Origin of the sequence: Roseomonas nitratireducens (assembly GCF_017813355.1) — a bacterium.
Lineage (GTDB): Bacteria > Pseudomonadota > Alphaproteobacteria > Acetobacterales > Acetobacteraceae > Neoroseomonas > Neoroseomonas nitratireducens.
The window spans coordinates 279,802-296,550 of sequence record NZ_JAGIYZ010000002.1 but is presented as its reverse complement, the minus strand read 5'-3'; the positions used below and the strand labels follow the sequence as shown (position 1 = coordinate 296,550).

The 16,749-nt window shown below is 71.7% G+C and carries 18 protein-coding genes; 5 read left to right on the top strand and 13 right to left on the bottom strand.

The genetic code is table 11. The features are described from left to right. Positions 1-14: 14 nt before the first annotated feature. Positions 15-968 carry a Gfo/Idh/MocA family protein gene (locus J5Y09_RS03790; RefSeq protein WP_209350401.1) on the bottom strand — a complete coding sequence of 318 codons (954 nt, stop codon included), beginning with the start codon at positions 966-968 and terminating at the stop codon, positions 15-17. Between the two features lie 112 nt (positions 969-1,080). Between J5Y09_RS03790 and secD the strand changes: the two genes are divergently transcribed. After that, positions 1,081-3,651: a protein translocase subunit SecD gene (gene secD / locus J5Y09_RS03785; protein ID WP_209350400.1), complete on the top strand. Its 2,571-nt coding sequence runs from the start codon at positions 1,081-1,083 to the stop codon at positions 3,649-3,651. A 63-nt stretch (positions 3,652-3,714) separates the two neighbouring features. On the opposite strand, the gene J5Y09_RS03780 is transcribed toward secD, so the two are convergent. The 8 genes from J5Y09_RS03780 to hisI all read right to left on the bottom strand — a co-directional run bounded on the left by J5Y09_RS03780 (position 3,715) and on the right by hisI (position 10,974). Beyond that, on the bottom strand, positions 3,715-4,884 hold the full coding sequence (locus tag J5Y09_RS03780; protein WP_209350399.1) for an iron-containing alcohol dehydrogenase: 1,170 nt from the start codon (positions 4,882-4,884) through the stop codon (positions 3,715-3,717). Then, a complete protein-coding gene (mmsB, locus tag J5Y09_RS03775) occupies positions 4,884-5,765 on the bottom strand; it encodes a 3-hydroxyisobutyrate dehydrogenase (protein WP_209350398.1) in 882 nt (293 codons plus the stop codon). The genes J5Y09_RS03780 and mmsB overlap by 1 nt, the downstream gene beginning before the upstream one ends. A 63-nt stretch (positions 5,766-5,828) precedes the next feature. After that, positions 5,829-6,992, bottom strand: a complete 1,164-nt coding sequence (gene lpxB / locus J5Y09_RS03770; protein WP_209350397.1) for a lipid-A-disaccharide synthase — start codon at positions 6,990-6,992, stop codon at positions 5,829-5,831. Continuing rightward, entirely contained in the window at positions 6,989-7,888 is a 900-nt protein-coding gene (locus tag J5Y09_RS03765; RefSeq protein WP_342451401.1) for a carbon-nitrogen hydrolase family protein, read from the bottom strand. Before J5Y09_RS03765 ends, lpxB begins: the two co-directional genes overlap by 4 nt. Beyond that, complete coding sequence (locus J5Y09_RS03760; protein WP_209350396.1) at positions 7,885-8,484, bottom strand: GNAT family N-acetyltransferase; 600 nt, start codon at positions 8,482-8,484, stop codon at positions 7,885-7,887. Before J5Y09_RS03760 ends, J5Y09_RS03765 begins: the two co-directional genes overlap by 4 nt. A 41-nt stretch (positions 8,485-8,525) precedes the next feature. Continuing rightward, positions 8,526-9,464, bottom strand: a complete 939-nt coding sequence (locus tag J5Y09_RS03755; RefSeq protein WP_209350395.1) for a formylglycine-generating enzyme family protein — start codon at positions 9,462-9,464, stop codon at positions 8,526-8,528. A 65-nt stretch (positions 9,465-9,529) separates the two neighbouring features. After that, positions 9,530-10,558 (bottom strand): CobW family GTP-binding protein, encoded by a 1,029-nt coding sequence (locus tag J5Y09_RS03750; protein WP_209350394.1) that lies wholly within the window; start codon positions 10,556-10,558, stop codon positions 9,530-9,532. Beyond that, a complete protein-coding gene (hisI, locus tag J5Y09_RS03745) occupies positions 10,555-10,974 on the bottom strand; it encodes a phosphoribosyl-AMP cyclohydrolase (RefSeq protein WP_209350528.1) in 420 nt (139 codons plus the stop codon). Before hisI ends, J5Y09_RS03750 begins: the two co-directional genes overlap by 4 nt. Positions 10,975-11,018: 44 nt before the next feature. Between hisI and J5Y09_RS03740 the strand changes: the two genes are divergently transcribed. From J5Y09_RS03740 to J5Y09_RS03730, 3 genes are all read left to right on the top strand, one after another. Continuing rightward, complete coding sequence (locus tag J5Y09_RS03740; protein WP_209350393.1) at positions 11,019-11,486, top strand: Fur family transcriptional regulator; 468 nt, start codon at positions 11,019-11,021, stop codon at positions 11,484-11,486. Between the two features lie 123 nt (positions 11,487-11,609). Then, positions 11,610-12,023: a Rap1a/Tai family immunity protein gene (locus J5Y09_RS03735; protein ID WP_209350392.1), complete on the top strand. Its 414-nt coding sequence runs from the start codon at positions 11,610-11,612 to the stop codon at positions 12,021-12,023. A 17-nt stretch (positions 12,024-12,040) separates the two neighbouring features. Continuing rightward, positions 12,041-12,271, top strand: coding sequence for a YMGG-like glycine zipper-containing protein (locus J5Y09_RS03730; protein ID WP_209350391.1), 231 nt, complete (start codon positions 12,041-12,043; stop codon positions 12,269-12,271). Positions 12,272-12,315: 44 nt separating this feature from the next. Here the strand turns inward: J5Y09_RS03730 and metC are convergent, their stop codons facing one another. From metC to J5Y09_RS03710, 4 genes are read right to left on the bottom strand one after another with little or no spacing between them, the layout of a single operon-like run. Next, positions 12,316-13,542 (bottom strand): cystathionine beta-lyase, encoded by a 1,227-nt coding sequence (metC, locus tag J5Y09_RS03725; protein ID WP_209350390.1) that lies wholly within the window; start codon positions 13,540-13,542, stop codon positions 12,316-12,318. 1 nt (position 13,543) lies between these two features. After that, a complete protein-coding gene (locus J5Y09_RS03720; protein WP_209350389.1) occupies positions 13,544-14,386 on the bottom strand; it encodes a sulfurtransferase in 843 nt (280 codons plus the stop codon). A 5-nt stretch (positions 14,387-14,391) separates the two neighbouring features. Further along, positions 14,392-15,114 carry an alanyl-tRNA editing protein gene (locus tag J5Y09_RS03715; protein WP_209350388.1) on the bottom strand — a complete coding sequence of 241 codons (723 nt, stop codon included), beginning with the start codon at positions 15,112-15,114 and terminating at the stop codon, positions 14,392-14,394. After that, a complete protein-coding gene (locus J5Y09_RS03710) occupies positions 15,115-15,756 on the bottom strand; it encodes an NUDIX domain-containing protein (RefSeq protein ID WP_209350387.1) in 642 nt (213 codons plus the stop codon). A 37-nt stretch (positions 15,757-15,793) separates the two neighbouring features. On the opposite strand from J5Y09_RS03710, the gene J5Y09_RS03705 reads away from it, so the two are divergent. Beyond that, complete coding sequence (locus J5Y09_RS03705; RefSeq protein WP_209350386.1) at positions 15,794-16,714, top strand: DMT family transporter; 921 nt, start codon at positions 15,794-15,796, stop codon at positions 16,712-16,714. Positions 16,715-16,749: the final 35 nt, after the last annotated feature.

Genomic DNA, 16,749 nt, shown 5'->3' with positions numbered 1-16,749 from the left:
GATGCGTTTCCCCCTCAGTCGCCGCGGATCGCGGCCTCCACGGCGAGTGCCACCTTCAGCGCGCGCCGCCCCGCCGCACCGTCCACCAGCACGGGCGCGCCGTCCAGGCAGGCGGCGACGAAGGCGGCCTGCTCGGCTTCGAGGCTGTCGTGGTCGGTCCAGGTGGCGCGGTCGATGCCCGACCCCGGCATGGTCGCGACCGGCTCCGCGCCGCCGCGGCGCAGCACGGCCAGTGAGCGTTCGAGGAAGTTCACGCTCATTTCCCCCTCGGTGCCGAGGACGCGCAGGCGCCGTTCCATGGCGAGCGAGACGCGGGAGGCAGTGAGCACCGCGGCGCGCCCCCCGGCGAAGCGCAGCCGTGCGACCGCGAAATCGGGGTGGGTAGAGGCGACCGCCGCGCCGACCGCCTCGACCGCCTCCGGTTCCCCGCCCGCCAGTTCGATCACGAGGTCGATGTCATGGATCATCAGGTCCAGCACGACCGAGACGTCGAGGCTGCGGGGCCGGAAGGGCGCGGCCCGCACCGCGTCCCAGGACAGGGCGCGGCCGCCGGCGGGCGCTTCCATGACCGCCCGGAAGGCGGCGGAAAAGCGCTCGATATGCCCGACCTGCAGCACCCGGCGCCCCTTGGCGGCGGCGTCGATCAGCGCGTCGGCCTCGGCCAGGCTCGCCGCGATCGGCTTCTCCACGAAGACATGTCGCCCGGCCGCGAGCGCCTTCGCGGCGAGTTCGAAATGAAACCGGGTGGGGGCGGCGACGATGACGGCCTCGGCCGCGCCGACCAGCGCATCCGGCGCCATCGGGACCGTCCCGGCCTCGGCGGCGACGGAAGCGGCCCGCGCGGGGTCGGCGTCATGCAGGCCGACAAGGCGGATCCGCGGGTTCGCCGCGGCCTTCAGGGCATGGAATCGACCGAAATGGCCGACGCCGAGGATGCCAAGGGCGAGTCGCCCGTCCGATGCGCTCATCCCGCGGTCCTAGACCGGAACGGGCGGGCCGGAAACCGGGGCGGCGGGGTTGCATCGGCGGGGGGGCCTCGCCATTGTCCGCCGCCTGAAACAGGGGGGGTCACACCCGCTCATGCTGCATTTCGCGCGCTGGAAGACGGTCGCGATCCTGATGGTCTGCCTGGCCGGCTTCCTTGTGAGCCTGCCGAACCTTATGCCGCGCGCCGTCTTCCCCGAGTGGTTCCCGCTGCGGCAGGTGAGCCTGGGCCTCGACCTGCGCGGCGGATCGTACCTGCTGCTGGAAGTCGACCTGAACACGGTGGTGCGGGAACGGCTCGATTCGATGGTGGATGGGGCGCGCACGCGCCTGCGCACCGCGAATGTGCGATATGTGAACCTCGCCTCGGATGCCCCGAACCGCCGCATGGGCCTGCGCGTGACCGATGCCGCCCAGGTGCCGGCGGCCGTCGCGGCCCTGCGCGAACTGGCGAACCCCGTGCAGTTGCCGACCGGGCAGAGCGTGCCCGACATCGAGGTGACGAGCGGCGCCGACGGACAGGTCTGGGCCACGCTCACCGAGGCCGGGCTGCGCGCCAAGGCCAGCGGCGCGGTCGAACAGTCGATCGAGATCGTCCGCCGCCGCGTGGACGAGACGGGGGTGGCGGAAGCGCTGATCGCCCGCCAGGGCCAGCAGCGCATCCTGGTGACGCTGCCCGGCGTCGAGGACCCGGACCGCATCAAGAACCTGCTCGGCCGTACCGCGCGCATGACCTTCCACCTGGTGGACGAGGCCGCCTCGCTGGCCACGACCGCGCCGCCGGGCGTGATGTTCCTGCCCGGGGAAAGGGACGGGGAACGCTTCGCCGTCCGTCGCCGCGTGGAGGTCGATGGCGCCAACCTGACCAATGCCCGCGCGGGCCAGGACAGCCGCACTGGCGAATGGGTTGTGAACTTCACCTTCGACAGCGTGGGGACGCGGCGCTTCGCCGACATCACCCGCGCCAATGTCGGGCGCCCCTTCGCGATCGTGCTGGATGAGAAGGTGATCACCGCGCCGGTGATCCGCGAGCCGATCACCGGCGGCCAGGGGCAGATCAGCGGGTCCTTCACCGTGCGCTCGGCCAACGACCTGGCGGTGCTGCTGCGCGCCGGCGCGCTGCCGGCGCCGCTGACGGTGGTGGAGGAACGGACCGTCGGGCCCGAGCTCGGCGCGGATGCGATCCGGGCGGGCACCATCGCGCTCGCGGCCGGGACGCTGTTCGTCTTCCTCTACATGGGCTTCGCCTACGGCCTGCTCGGATGGTTCGCCAACATCGCGCTGGCCGTGAACATCGTGCTGCTGTTCGCGTTCATGACGCTGATCGAGTCGACGCTTACGCTGCCCGGCATCGCCGGCATCGTGCTGACGCTCGGCACCGCGCTCGACGCCAACATCCTGATCAACGAGCGCATCCGCGAGGAGGTGCGCAACGGGCGAAGTCCGATCAGCGCGCTGGAAGCGGGCTTCACCAAGGCCAGCGGCACTATCCTGGATTCGAACCTGACGAACCTGATCGCGATGGCCTGCCTCTACGGCTTCGGCTCGGGCCCCGTGAAGGGCTTCGCGGTCACCGTGGCGGTCGGCACCATCGTGCAGATGTGGACGGCGACGGTGCTGACGCGGCTCTTCGCGTCATGGTGGTACCGGCGGACGCGGCCGAAGGAACTGCCCGTCTTCCAGCGGCCGGGGCTGTCGCTGATCGACCGGTTGCGCCGCCCGCTGTTCCGGATCTTCCCCGACGACACGCATATCCCCTTCATGAAGGGCGCGCGGATCGGGCTCGTCGTCTCGGCGCTGCTGTCCTCGGCCTCCGTCGCCATCGCCTTCTGGCCGGGGCTCGAGAAGGGCATCGACTTCAAGGGCGGCATCGAGATGGAGGTGCGGACGCCGGGGCCGGGCGACATCGGCGCGCTTCGCGCGGCGGTTGGCGGCCTCAATCTCGGCGATGCGACGCTGCTGCAGTTCGGCGACCCTTCGACCTTCGCGCTGCGCCTGCCCGCCCAGGGCGACGAGGGCGCGGTGCAGCGCGCGGTGAACGCCGTGCGCGGGGCGCTCGAGCAGGCCGCACCGGGGACGCGCATCCTGCGGGTGGAGGCGGTCGGCAACCGCGTGTCCGATGAGTTGTTCATCGGCGGGATGATGGCGCTCGGCCTGTCCTTCCTCGCGATGCTGCTCTACATCTGGTTCAGGTTCGAATGGCAGTTCGGCGTCGCCGCGATCACGACGCTGATCCTGGACGTCACCAAGACGATCGGCTTCATGGTGCTGTTCCAGATCGAGTTCAACCTGACGACGATCGCCGGCATCCTGACGGTCATCGGCTTCAGCGCGAACGACAAGGTCGTCGTGTTCGACCGGATGCGGGAGAACCTGCGCAAGTTCAAGACGATGCCGCTGGACGAGCTGGTCGATCGCTCGATCAACGAGACGATGAACCGTTCTCTCGGCACGTCGATGACGCTGCTGCTCTCGGCCTTGCCGCTCGCCTTGTTCGGCGGCGATACCCTGGCCGGCTTCGCCTGGGTGATGGTCGTCGGCATCGTGATCTCGGCGGGTTCGTCGGTGTTCATCGCCGCGCCGATCGTGCTCTACAGCGGCCGCAACCGGCTGCGCCGCGGCGATGACGAGGCCGCCGCGCCCGGCGCCAAGCCCGCGCCCAGGTAATGGTTCCCAAAGGCCTTTCGGCCTTTGGTGGGGGAGGTTCGGAGGGGGCGACGCCCCCTCCGCCTATCCGTTCCAGGCGCGCCTGTAGAGCGCGACGATCTCGCCCGCATCCGGCACCGCCGGGTTGTTCGCGGGCGATCCGCTCGCCAGCGCCTGCGCCGCCATCGTCTCCAGCAGCCCATCCCATTTGGACGGGTCGATGCCATAGGCGGCGGGCGTGGGCACCGCGAGGTCGCGGTTGAGGTCGCGCAGTTCCTGCAGCAGCTTCGCCGCCGCGGACTGGTCGCCCTCGGCCGAGGTCGCCACCCCCATGGCGCGCGCGGCCTCCGCATAGCGGGGCAGGGCGGCGTTCAGGCTGAACTCGGTGACCGCCGGCAGCAGCATGGCGTTCGACAGCCCGTGCGGCACGTGGAAATGCGCCCCGATCGGGCGCGACATGCCGTGCACCAGCGCGACCGAGGAATTGCTGAAGGCGATGCCGGCGAGCGTCGCGCCCTTCATCATCGCCGCGCGCGCGATGGCGTTCGAAGGTTCGCGATAGACCGTGCGCAGGTTGGGCGCGATCAGCCGCATGGCCCGCAGCGCGTATTCATCGGCCTCGTCGTTCGCGCGCTTCGACACGAAGGCTTCCAGCGCGTGGGTCAGGCTGTCGATGCCGGTGTCCGCCGTGGTGCGCGGCGGCACGCTGAAGGTCAGTTCGAAATCCACCACGGCGGCGAGCGGCAGGGCGCCGAGCCCCGCGATGAGCATCTTCTCGTCGCGTTCCGTGTCGGTGATGACGGTGAAGCGCGTCGCCTCGCTGCCCGTGCCCGCGGTGGTGGGGATGCAGATGACGGGCAGGGCGGCGCGGTTGGCCTGCGCCGGCACCTTGAAGTCGCGCATCCTTGCCCCGGCGGGCGCGGCGCCAAGGATCGCCATGGCCTTGGCCGTATCCATCGGGCTGCCGCCGCCGAAGCCGACGAGGCAGTCGTAGTCGCCGGCCTTCATCGCGGCGACGCCGGCCTCGATCACCGTGTCGGTCGGGTCGGGCACCGTCTCGCTGAACACGGATGGCGAAAGCCCCGCGGCGCGCAGCGGGGCCAGCGCCTTCTCGACCGTGCCGGAGGACACCATCCAGGGGTCGGTCACCACCAGCGGCCTGGAAAGGCCGAACTGCCCCAGCACCTCGGCGAGTTTCCCGACGGCGCCGCCGCCGATCATCAGCAGGCGGGGGGAGACGAAGCTCGTGGTCATCACGCCTTCCCTTCGCGGATCATCTCGATCACGCCCGAGAAATCCTTCGTCCCGCCGCCGGCCTCGAGGAAGCGGCGATAGAGGTCGAGCGCATGCGCGCCGAAGGGCGTCGCCACCCCCGCATCCTTCGCCGATTGCTGCGCGAGGCCGAGATCCTTCGTCATCAGCGCGGCCGAGAAGCCCGGCTTGTAGTCGCGGTTCGCCGGGCTGCCCGGCACAGGGCCAGGGACCGGGCAATAGGTGGTCAGCGCCCAGGATTGCGCGCTGGACTTCGACGTGACGTCGAACAGCGCCTGGTGCGACAGGCCGAGCTTCTCGGCGAGCACGAAGGCCTCGCAGGTCACCGCCATCGTCGCGGCGAGCATCATGTTGTTGCAAAGCTTCGCCGCCTGGCCCGCGCCGGGGCCGCCGCAATGGACGATGGTGCGGCCCATCGCCTCCAGCACCGGCTTGGCGCGCGCGAAGGCGGCGTCGCTGCCGCCGACCATGAAGGTCAGCGTGCCGGCTTCGGCGCCCATCACGCCGCCGGAGACGGGCGCGTCGAGGAAATCCCGCCCGCCCGAGGCCGCCGCGACGTCCCGCGCCGCCGTCACGTCGATGGTGGAACAGTCGATCAGGAGCGCGCCGGGCCCCGCGGCGGCCATCATGCCGCCGGCGCCGAGCCAGGCGTCGCGCACATGCTGGCTGGCGGGCAGCATGGTGACGACGACCTCGGCCCCCTGGGCGGCATCCGCCGCCGAGGCGGCGCGGCGCGCGCCGGGCACGCCGTCGATCGCGCCGGGGGCGAGGTCGAAGGCCGAGACCTCATGCCCTGCCTTGATCAGGTTTCGCGCCATCGGCGCGCCCATGTTGCCCAGGCCGACGAAGCCGATGCGTGCCATGTGCGGTTCCTTCCCTTCGCGTTGCCCGGAGGGTAGGTCGGCCGCGCGCGGCGGGGAAGGCGGTCAGGCCGCCGGCTGGTCCAGCATCCGCAGGACGGCTTCCGCCGCGGCCTGGGATGGCAGGCCCTCCGGCGCGCGCAGATGCGCCAGCGCCTCGGCGAAGCCGGCGCGCTGCGCGGCGGCGACGGCGGGGTCGAGCATGGGCGCGAGCAGCGCCTCGGCCAGCGCCTCCGGCGTGCAGTCCTCCTGCAGCCGTTCCGGCACCACCTCGCGCTCGGCCAGCAGGTTCACGAGCGAGGCATGCGGCACCTTCACGAGGCGCCGGACGATCGCCGCGGTGATCGGGTTCACGCGATAGGCGACCACATGCGGGATCCCCGCCATCGCCATTTCCAGCGAGGAGGTGCCCGACTTGATCAGCCCCGCGCCGCCCGAGGCCGCGACGGCGGCGAAGGCATCGTGCTTCGCCGCCAGGCCATCGACCAGGATGGGCGCCGCGGGCCAGTCGCGCGCGGCGGCGCGCACCGCCTCGGCCACGATGGGTGCTACGGGCAGGACGGGGCGCAGGCCGGGCAGGCGCGCGGCGGCGATGCGCAGGGCCGCGCCGAAGACGGGCAGCAGGCGGGACGCCTCCATCCGCCGGCTGCCCGGCATGACGATGATCGGGCGGTCGGCGTCGGTCAGCCCGTGCGCCGCGCGGAAGCGCGCCGCGTCGCCCTGGTCCGCGCCGCTTTCCAGCACGGGGTGGCCGACGAAGGTCACGGGGATGCCGGCGGCCTCGAAGAAGATCGGCTCGAAGGGCAGCAGGCAGAGGATGCGGTCCACCTTGCGGCGCAGCTTCATCACGCGCCCGGGCCGCCAGGCCCAGACCTGCGGCGCGACGTAGTGAACGATGGGAATGCCGATGGGCTTCACCATCTCCGCCAGCCGCAGCGTGAAGCCCGGGCTGTCGATGGTGACGAGCACGGCGGGCCGGCGCGTCGCGACATCCGCCGCGGCATCGGTGAGCAGCCGCTTGAGACGAAAGATCTTGGGCAGGACCTCGAGCAGCCCCATCAGCGCGAGTTCGCGATAGTCAAACAGGCTCGGGACACCCTGCTCGGCCATGCGCGGCCCGCCGATGGCGGCGAATTCCAGGTCCGGCCGCCGCGCGCGCAGCGCGGCGATCAGGCGCGCGCCGAGCACGTCGCCAGAGGCCTCGCCCGCAACGATGTAGACGAGCGTCACGCGAACACCGCAGGCGTAGGCCGCGCGAAGGGCGCCGCAGGCCAGTCCCGGTGGTTCAGCACCTGCCCATCCCGCCGCACGGCATCGAGCCGCGCTGGATCGAGCGTGCAGAACACCCAGCCCGGCTGGTCGAGCGCGCCCCGCGCCAGCACGCCATCCTCCGGGAAGCCGCGATCGACCGGGCCGAAGACCGCCGCATGGCCACGGTTCACGTCGAGAGCCGCGGACCAGGGCGCGAGCCCCACGGTCGGCGCGATGGCGACGTAGCACTGGTTCTCCATCGCCCGCGCCTGGGCGCCGATGCGCACGCGGTTGAAGCCGGCGAGCGTGTCCGTGCAGGAGGGTGCGAGGATGAGCCATGCCCCCTGCTGGACCTGCACGCGGACATGCTTGGGGAATTCCACGTCGTAGCAGACGGAGATGCCGATCCGTCCCCAGGGCGTGTCGAAGACCTTCGGATCCTCCCCGCGCGTGACACCCCAGCGCTCGCTTTCGAAGCGGGTCATGGCACGCTTGTCCTGGACCGCCATCCGACCATCCGGCGCGATCAGGGGCGCGCGGTTCACCACGGCGCCGTCGGCGCGGCGCATGGGCAGGGTGCCGGGCAGCAGCCAGACGCCGAGGCGCCGGGCGGCGTCGCGCATGGCCTCGAGAATGGCCGGCGCGGCGGCGACCATGGCCGCGAGTTCCGTCGCCTCGTCCGTCGCTTCGCCGCCGACAAGGCCCGCGCCAAGCTCGACACAAGCATATTCGGGCAGCACGAGCAGGTCCGCGCCGGCTCGGCCTTCCTCGAGCCGCGCTTCCAGCGCACGCGCGAAGGCCGCGACATCCGCCGGCCGGCCGACGCCGTATTGCAGCAGGCCGAGGCGGATCGGCCGCGCCTCCGGTGCGCTCACAGCGGGTCCTTCACCCAGAAGCCGAGCGCGTGCGGCGTCTCGCGGTCGTCGCCCACTTCCTTCCAGTCGAAGACAACGGAGACGTCTGCGCGCCGTTCGTAGCCGCGCTTGCGCCAGAACGCGTCGAGCGGGACGTGGTCGCGCGGCTTTCGCGGGTCGTTGTCGTTGCGCGTCACGGCGCAGAACGCTGCGGCGGCGAGGCCGAGGCTGCGCGCATGCGCCTCGCGCAACTCGAAGAAGCGGACGCCGGCGCCGCGGCCGCGGTACTCGCGCAGCAGCACGCTCTCCCCGAAATAGCAGAAGCGCGCGGGATCGAGGCCGCGGTTGCGGAAGGTCGCCTGGATGCGGTCCGTCGCCTCGAGCATCGGCTGGCAGGTGGCGCAGCCCACCGCGCGATCGCCGTCGATCGCGGCGATCACCGCGGCGCCGGGGCTGTCGGCATAGGCGGCGAGGTAGCGCCGCTCATAGGCTTCCTCCCCGTCATAGAGGTAGGGCCAGTCGCGGAAGACGGCGATGCGCAGCCCGGCGAGGCGCGGCAGCCAGGCGCGCAGCCCATCGCCGCGAAGCGTCTCGAAGCGGAGCGGGGCAGGGTCCATGGCGCGTTCCAATAGGGGCGCGCCGGGGCACAGGGAAGGGGTCAGCGCTCCCGCACCAGCCGGAAGCCGCCGAAGCTGTAGCGATCCACGGCCTGCCCGCGGGCGCGGTTGCCGGCCCGCACGTACCAGGGCAGGTGGCTCCAGGAGCCACCGCGCATGCCGCGGCTCGTGCAATCGCCCGTGACGCGCGGTGCCCCGTCGCCGGCCTGGCCGTCCAGTGTCGGGTTCAGGCAGTCCGCGGTCCATTGCCAGACATTGCCCAGCATGTCGTTGAGCCCGAAGGCATTGCCGCGGAAGGAGCCGACCGGCGCGGTGAAGACGTGCCGGTCGTTGCAGCGGAAGGTGAATTGCGGCCGACGGTCGAGATTGAGCGCCATGGCGAGCGACAGGTCGGCGACATTGCCGAATTCGCAGGCCGCGACCTGTGCCTCGCCCCAGTAGCGGGATGTGGTGGTGCCGGCGCGGGCGGCATATTCCCACTCGGCTTCCGAGGGCAGGCGATACGCCCGGCCGGCACGGGCCGAGATCCAGGCGGCGTAGGCGTTCGCGTCCTCCCAGCTCACGCAGACGACGGGATGATTGTCGGCCTGCGCGAAGCCCGGCGCGCGCCAGGTCAGGCCGGGACGTTCCTCGTACTCGTAGGAGGTGCCGGTGTTCACGAAGGCCCAGCATCCCTCGGTCGTGGGGTGGCCGGTCGCGGCGACGAAGGCGGCGTATTCGGCGCGCGTCACGGTGTTGCGGGACATGGCGAGGCCGGCCGCGATGGTCACCCGGCGCTGCGGCTCGGAACGCCCGCGCAGGTCCACGGGCACGCCCTCGCGCTCCTCCTCCCCACGCGGCACGCCCATCGTGTAGGTGCCGGGCGGCAGGGGGATCATCTCGGGGCAGTCTGGGCAATCCCGGATGCTGCGCGGCGTCACCTGGGCCAGGGCCGGGGTGGCGCCCAGCAGCAGGGCGAGGATCAGGAGGGTGCGGCGCATCGGCAACTCCGGCACATCACGCGATATCGGCAAGGTCCGCTCCCGGACCTTGAGACGCGGACACCTCACCCCCGCTTGAGGATGCCGGTCTGTCGCGCCGCGTCAAGAAAAGCGTTCAGGCCATCCTCCACGATGCCGCGCGGCAGGTTGCGCGTCACGAAGACGATGCGCGACCTGCGGTCGTGGTCCAGCGGCCAGCCTGCAAGCCTGGCGGGAGGATGGAAGCTGCGCTGCACGCCATGGACGACGACGGGGCGCGCTTCACCCGCGATGTTCAGCAGGCCCTTCACGCGCAGCAGGCTGTCGCCGCGCGTCACCGTCAGCATCTCGAGCCAGGTCGCGAGGCCGTCCCAGGGCAGCGGATCATCGAAGACGAGGGCGAAGGCCTCGATGCCATCCGCGTGCCGGTGCGCATGCGCCGCCGCCTCGGTCTCCTCCGCCGCCAGCCATGCCGCGACGGCCGGGATGCGGCCCTCGGTGCTGAAGGGGCCGGCGCCGAGCAGCGCCTCGGGCGCCACATCGCCCGCCATGGCGCGCAGCACCGGCGCGACGGGGTTGAGGATCCGCAGCCGCCCTTCCAGCGCCGCGGCGGCCTCCCGGGTCGCGAGGTCGGTCTTGGTCAGCACCAGCCGATCGGCCATCGCGGCCTGCTTCACCGCCTCGGCTTCCGTATCCAGCGTCGCGTCGCCGGCCACCGCATCGACCAGCGTGACGACGCCATCGAGCGCATAGGCGGTGAGCATCAGCGGATGGGAGATCAGCGTCTGGAGGATCGGCGCGGGATCGGCGAGGCCGGTCGTCTCGATCACCACGCGGCGGATCTCCTGCCCCGCCTCGGCCCGCTGCGCGAGGTCGCCCAGCGCGCGCACCAGGTCGCCGCGCACGGTGCAGCAGATGCAGCCGGCCTGGAGCAGCACCGTGTCGCCGTCCAGCCGCTCCACCAGCAGATGGTCGAGGCCGACTTCGCCGAACTCGTTGATGAGCACCGCGGTGCCCGTCATCGCCGGATGCTTCAGCAGGCGGTTGAGAAGCGTCGTCTTGCCCGCACCGAGGAAGCCGGTCAGCACCGTGACCGGGATCTTCCGCCGCGTCATCCGCCGTAGAGCGCCTTCGGATCCACCGCGGGCTCGGCGATGGTCGCGAGCGCGTCGTCGCGCAGCGCGCGGAAGAAGCACGAACGCCGGCCCGTGTGGCAGGCGACGCCGTGCTGGTCCACCAGCGCGAGCAGCGTGTCCCCGTCGCAGTCCAGGCGCAGATCGACGAGGTGCTGCACCTGCCCGGAACTCTCCCCCTTGCGCCACAGCCCGTTGCGGGAGCGGGAGAAGTAGCAGACCCGGCCGGTCGCGAGCGTCTCGGCGACCGCCTCGGCGTTCATCCAGGCGACCATCAGCACCTCCCCGCTGTCGTGCTGCTGCGCGATGCAGGGAATGAGGCCCGCGGCATCGAAGCGCAGGGCGGCGATGAAGGCGGCGATGGCGGCTTCGGTCGGCGGCGGGGCGTGTTCCGGCATGGTCATGTTATAGTGTCCGTCCCTGGCGGAATCGAGGTTCGGCGATGGCGGATGGCGCGGCACGGCAGAAGGCGCTGGCGGAGGCGGAAGCCGCCTGCCTGCGCCGCGGCGCGCAGTTGACGCCGCTGCGCCGGCAGGTGCTGGAACTGGTGCTGGAGGCCGAGGCCCCGGTCGGTGCCTATGCGCTGCTCGACCGGCTGAAGGCGAGCCGGCCGGGCGCCGCGCCGCCCACCGTCTATCGCGCGCTCGACTTCCTGCTCGAGCACGGGCTGATCCACAAGGTCGAGCGGCTCAACGCTTATATCGGCTGCAGCGATACGGGCCACGGCCATGCGCATGAGCACGACCATCCGCACCAGTTCCTGATCTGCCGCCGCTGCGGCGCGACGCTCGAGATCGCCGATGCCGCCGTCACGCATGCCATCGAGGCTGCGGCCGCGCGCGCCGGCTTCGTCATCGCCGAAGCGACGGTCGAGGTGGAAGGCGTCTGTGCACGCTGTGCCGCGGCGTGACGCGCCGTTCCGTTCCGCTGGCGTGCGGATGCCGCGACGCGGGTTGATGTGGCATCAGCCATCCTGGATGCTTGCCGCATCCGCCGCGTCGCGTCGGCGCGGTCGTGGGGAAGGAGACCTGGGATGAGCTTCGGACCGATCGCGCGCCTGCTCGGCGTGGGCGCGCTGGGGGTGGCAATGATGGCCACGCCCGCGGGCGCGCAGGGAACCGCGCCGCCGATCTTCACCACCGGGGAACTGGCGCGCGCCTGCGGGCCGTCGGCGGGTGACGCGAATGCGCTCGCCTCGCGCTCGGTCTGCTACGCGGTGCTCGTCACCGTCGGCCAGGCGCATGCGATGTACACGACCGGGTCGCGCGCCGCCCCGCCGGCCTTCTGCATGCCGAACCCGTCGCCGTCGCTGGAGCAGGTGGCCTCCGGCTTCGTCTCCTGGGTCGCGGCGAATCCGCAGCATGCGGGGACGCGCGCGGTCGAGGGCGCGCTGCGCTTCGCCGCCGCCACCTATCCCTGCGCGGCGCCCGCCGCCCGCCGCCGCTGAGAGGAAGGAGACGCATCATGACCAAGAAGATTCGCCTCGGTGCCGTGCTGGTGCTGGGCCTCGGCCTCGCCGGCTGCGCCGGCATGTCCGACACGCAGCGGGCGACCGCGACGGGCGCCGGCATCGGCGCGCTCGGCGGCGCTGCGATCGGGTCCTTGTCCGGCAATGCCGGCTGGGGGGCGCTGATCGGCGCCGGTGTCGGCGGCGCTTCGGGCTACGCGATCGGGCGGTCCAACCAGTCCCGTTGAAACCCTGCCCCGGCCCGGGCGGCATGCCCGGGCCGGCGGCGACGTTACTGCGGCAGGGTCGCCAGGCCGCGCTCGAGATCGGCGATCAGGTCCGCCACGTCCTCGAGCCCGATATGGATGCGCACCGTATAGCCGCCGAGGTCGGCGCTGGTCGCGGTGCGCGTGATGAAACCGGTCGTCGGCAGCGCGAGGCTTTCATAGCCGCCCCAGGATGCGCCGATGCCGAACAAATCCAGGCTGTCGATGAAGCGGAAGATGTCGGCCTCCGCGTAGCGCGGCTGGAACACCACGCCGAACAGGCTGCAGCCGCCGGTGAAGTCCCGCTTGAACAGCGCATGCTGCGGGTGCGACGGCAGGGCGGGGTGCAGCACGCGCTGCACCTCGGGCCGGGCTTCGAACCAGCGCGCGACGGCCAGCCCGCTTTCCTCCTGCTGGCGCAGGCGAACCGGCATGGTGCGCGCGCCGCGCAGCGCGAGCCAGCAATCGTCCGGTGCGGCGAAATGCCCCATCTGGGACGCCGCGCCGCGGACGATCAGGTGGTCTTCCTCGCTGTTCACGGTGATGGAGCCGAGCAGCACGTCCGAATGCCCGCCGACATACTTGGTCAGCGCCTGGATCGAGACGTCGACGCCGTGCTTGAAGGGCTGGAAGTGATGGATGCCCCAGGTGTTGTCCATCAGCACCTTGGCGCCGCGTGCATGCGCGACGCGGGCCAGCGCCGGGATGTCCTGCAGTTCGAAGGTGTGGCTGCCCGGGCTCTCGGTGTACATGACCTTGGTGTTCGGCCGCATCAGCGCGGCGGCGCCGGCCTCGTCGATCGCCGGGTCGTAGAAGGTGGTCTCGACGCCGTAGCCGGCGAGCAGCCCGTTGGCGATGTTGCGCGCCGGGCCATAGACGCTGTCCGGCATCAGGCAGTGGTCGCCGGCCTTCAGATACGCCATCAGCGGCACCGTCACGGCCGCGAGGCCCGTGCCCACGAGGGTGCAGCGCGTGCCGCCCTCGATCTCGCAGATCACGTCCTCCAGCGCGTATTGCGTCGGGCCGCCCTGGGTGCCGTAGGTCATCACCCGGTTGAAGCGGTCCTTCGAGAAGGTCCGGCGGCTTTCGCAATCCGGGTGCAGCACCGTCGATCCGCGATGCACCGGCGGGTTGACGAAGCCATGCGCGCGCGTGCCCGCGCGGCCGGCGTGGGACATGCGCGTCGCGAAGCGATGCTCACCTTCTGGGAAGCGATGCTCGCCGTGCGGGGTCTTGGCGGAATCGTCGGGCATCTCAGGCGCTCTTCTCTTTCGTGGTTTCCGGGCGGGACGCCCATTCGGTCCAGGAGCCGTCATAGACGGCGGGTTCCGGCAGCCCTGCGCGCACCAGGCCGAAGGCCAGCACGCAGGCGGTGACGCCGGATCCGCACGATGTGACGACGGGCTTGCCGCCCGCCGCCCCCGCCGCGGCGAAGATCGCGCGCAGCGCCGCCGGATCCTTCATCCGCCCGTCCGGGCCCGCCATGTCGGTGACCGGCACATTGGCCGCGCCGGGCATGTGGCCCGAAGGCAGGCCCGCGCGCGGTTCCGGCGCCGTGCCGTCGAAGCGGCCCTTGGCGCGGGCGTCGATGATCAGCGCGGAACCATCCGCGACGATCCGCTTCACGTCGCCGATGCCGGCGAGCATCCCGGCGCGGAAATCCGGCACGAAGGATGCGGGCGCGGGGGCAGGGGCCTCGCCGCTTTCGGTCGGGCGGCCTTCCTTCACCCAGGCGGGCAGGCCGCCATCGAGCACGGCCACGCGGTCATGCCCGAACAGCCGCATCATCCACCAGCCGCGCGGGGAGGAACGCAGCCCGTGCTGGTCGTAGAAGACGATGCGATGGCCGTTGGAGATCCCGAGCGCGCCCACCATCCGCGCGAAGGCGGCCGGCGTGGGCACCATGTGCGGCAGGTCGGTTTCCTTGTCGGCGATGGCGTCGATGTCGAACATCCGCGCACCGGGAATGCGCGCGGCGCGGAACGCGTCGTGCTTGTTGCCCGGTTCGTTCGGCAGGAAGGTCGAGCAGTCGAACACCAGCAGGTCCGGCTTGCCGAGTTCCCCCGCGAGCCATTCCGTCGAGACCAGCATCTCCATCCGCGTCACTCCCCGACCAGCACGATGGACACGCGCCGGTTCGCGCGGCCCTTGTTCTCGATCTTCGCGACCTCGACGCGGCCGATCTCGCCCGTCGCGCGCACATGCGTGCCGCCGCAAGGCTGGAGGTCGACGGGCGCTTCCTCGGCCCCGATCCGCACCAGGCGGATGCGGCCCGATCCACGCGGCGGCTGCACCGAAAGGGTGCGTACCAGGCCGGGATTGGCGTCGAGCTCATCCTCGCTGATCCAGCGCTCGCTGACCCGATGGTTGGCGGCGATCAGCGCGTTCAGCCCTTCGGTCAGCGCTTCCTTGGTCGGCGGGTCCGGCAGGTCGAAGTCGAGCCGGGACTTGTCCGCGCCGATCTGCCCGCCGGTCACACCGGCGTCGGGGATCAGGCTGCACAGCAGGTGCAGTGTGGTGTGCATGCGCATCAGCCGGTGGCGCCGCGGCCAGTCCAGCACGGCCGTCACCTCCGCGCCCACCGCCGGCAGCGCGGCGCCGGGGGCGGAGACATGCAGCACCGTGTCGTCCGGCCCCTTCAGCGTGTCGGCGACCGCCATCTCCCCGCCCGCCCAGCGGATCGCGCCGAGATCGCCGGGCTGGCCGCCGGCGCGGGCATAGAAATTGGTGCGGTCGAGGACGACGCCCTCGGGCGCGGCGGCGATGACGCGCGCGGCGATCTCCCGCGCATAGGCATCCTCGCGATAGACCAGTTCGGTCGCCATTCAGTCCATCCAGTCCTTCAGCAGCGCATCCCGCCGTCGTGCGAAGCCGGACAGGCAGAGCGCGCCGGTCGCGTTGCACATGCGGTTGTCGTCGAGCATCGCGATCGCCTCGGCCGCCGGCAGGACGGTCAGGCGGATGTCCTCATGCTCGCTCGCCAGGCCATGGTGGCCGGCAAGCCCTTCCTCGGGCAGGCGCACCCGCGCGATGAAGAGGTTGATCGTCTCGTCCGACCCGCCCTGGTTGAGGATGTAGCGGCCGAGGGGGGCGAAGCGGTCGGGGGCGAGGCCGGTCTCCTCCAGCACTTCCCGCCGGGCGGCCTCGACCGGGTCCTCGCCATCCTCCATCAGGCCGGCGGGGCATTCGACCATGAGCGGTTCGAGCCCGGCGGCCAGCGCGGGCAGCCGGAACTGCTCGATCAGGGCGACGCGGTCATGCCAGGGGTCCCAGGGCAGCACGGCGACGGCGAAGCCGCGGCGCCAGAGTTCCCATGTCTGCACCCCGCTTTCCTCGCCGTCGAAGCGGCGCTTGCGGAAGCGGATGCGTTGCAGGGGGAAGCGGCCATCCCAGACCACCTCGTCCGAGAGCAGCGTCACGTCCGGATGCGGCGGGATCGGCTTCGCCTTCGGAGGTCTGGCCTTCATGCGCGTCGGACCCTACCCTCAGGGCTCCGGATCGTCCATGACCCCAGACCCCACCAACGCGCAGCCCGACCCGGCCGCCCGGGCGCGCGCCCGGCGGCGGGGCATCGTCCTCGTGCTCATCGCCTCGGCCACCTTCGCGCTGGCCGCGGCGGCGGCCAAGGCGATCGGCGCGGGCATCCCGGTCGCCGAAGTGATCCTGTTCCGCAACCTTTTCGCCATACCGCTGCTGTTGCCCGTGGTGATGGCGAGCGGCGGCTGGGGCGCGCTCGCCACGCGCAACCCGATGAGCCACGCGGCGCGGACCCTGTTCGGGCTCATGGGGATGGTGGGTGCCTTCTACGGCTACGTGCACCTGCCGATAGCCACCGTCACGGCGCTCGGCTTCACCATGCCGCTGTTCCTGACGGTGCTGTCGGTGCCGCTGCTGGGCGAGCGCGTCGGATGGCGACGGGGGCTTGCCGTGCTGGTCGGCTTCGCGGGCGTGCTGCTGATGGTGCGGCCGGGCTCGGAAGGGCTGAGGGGGGAGGGGCTTGCCGTCCTTCTGTGCCTGCTGGGGTCGGTCGGCTGGGCGCTCGCCATGATCACCATCCGGCGGATGGGGGAGGCGGGGGAAAGCTCGGTCGCGATCGTCTTCTGGTTCGCGGTCGGTTCCGCCGTGATCGCGGGCATCGCGGCGGTCCCCGTCTGGGTCTGGCCGAGCCCGCTGCAATGGGCCCTGCTGTTCGCCATCGGCTCGGTCTCGGCGCTGGCGCAGGTGTTGATGACGAGCGCCTATCGCAGCGGCGAGACGACGCTGCTCGCCCCCTTCGAATATGCGGGGATCGTCTGGACCACCGCGCTTGGCGCCTTCATCTGGGCGGAACTGCCGGACGGGTGGGATTTCGCGGGGATCGCGGTGCTGGTCGGTGCCGGGCTGTATATCTGGCACCGGGAAGTCGCGCTCGGCGTGAAGCGCTGAGCGGGCAGGACGATGGGCCCCGGGGGTTCGCCCCG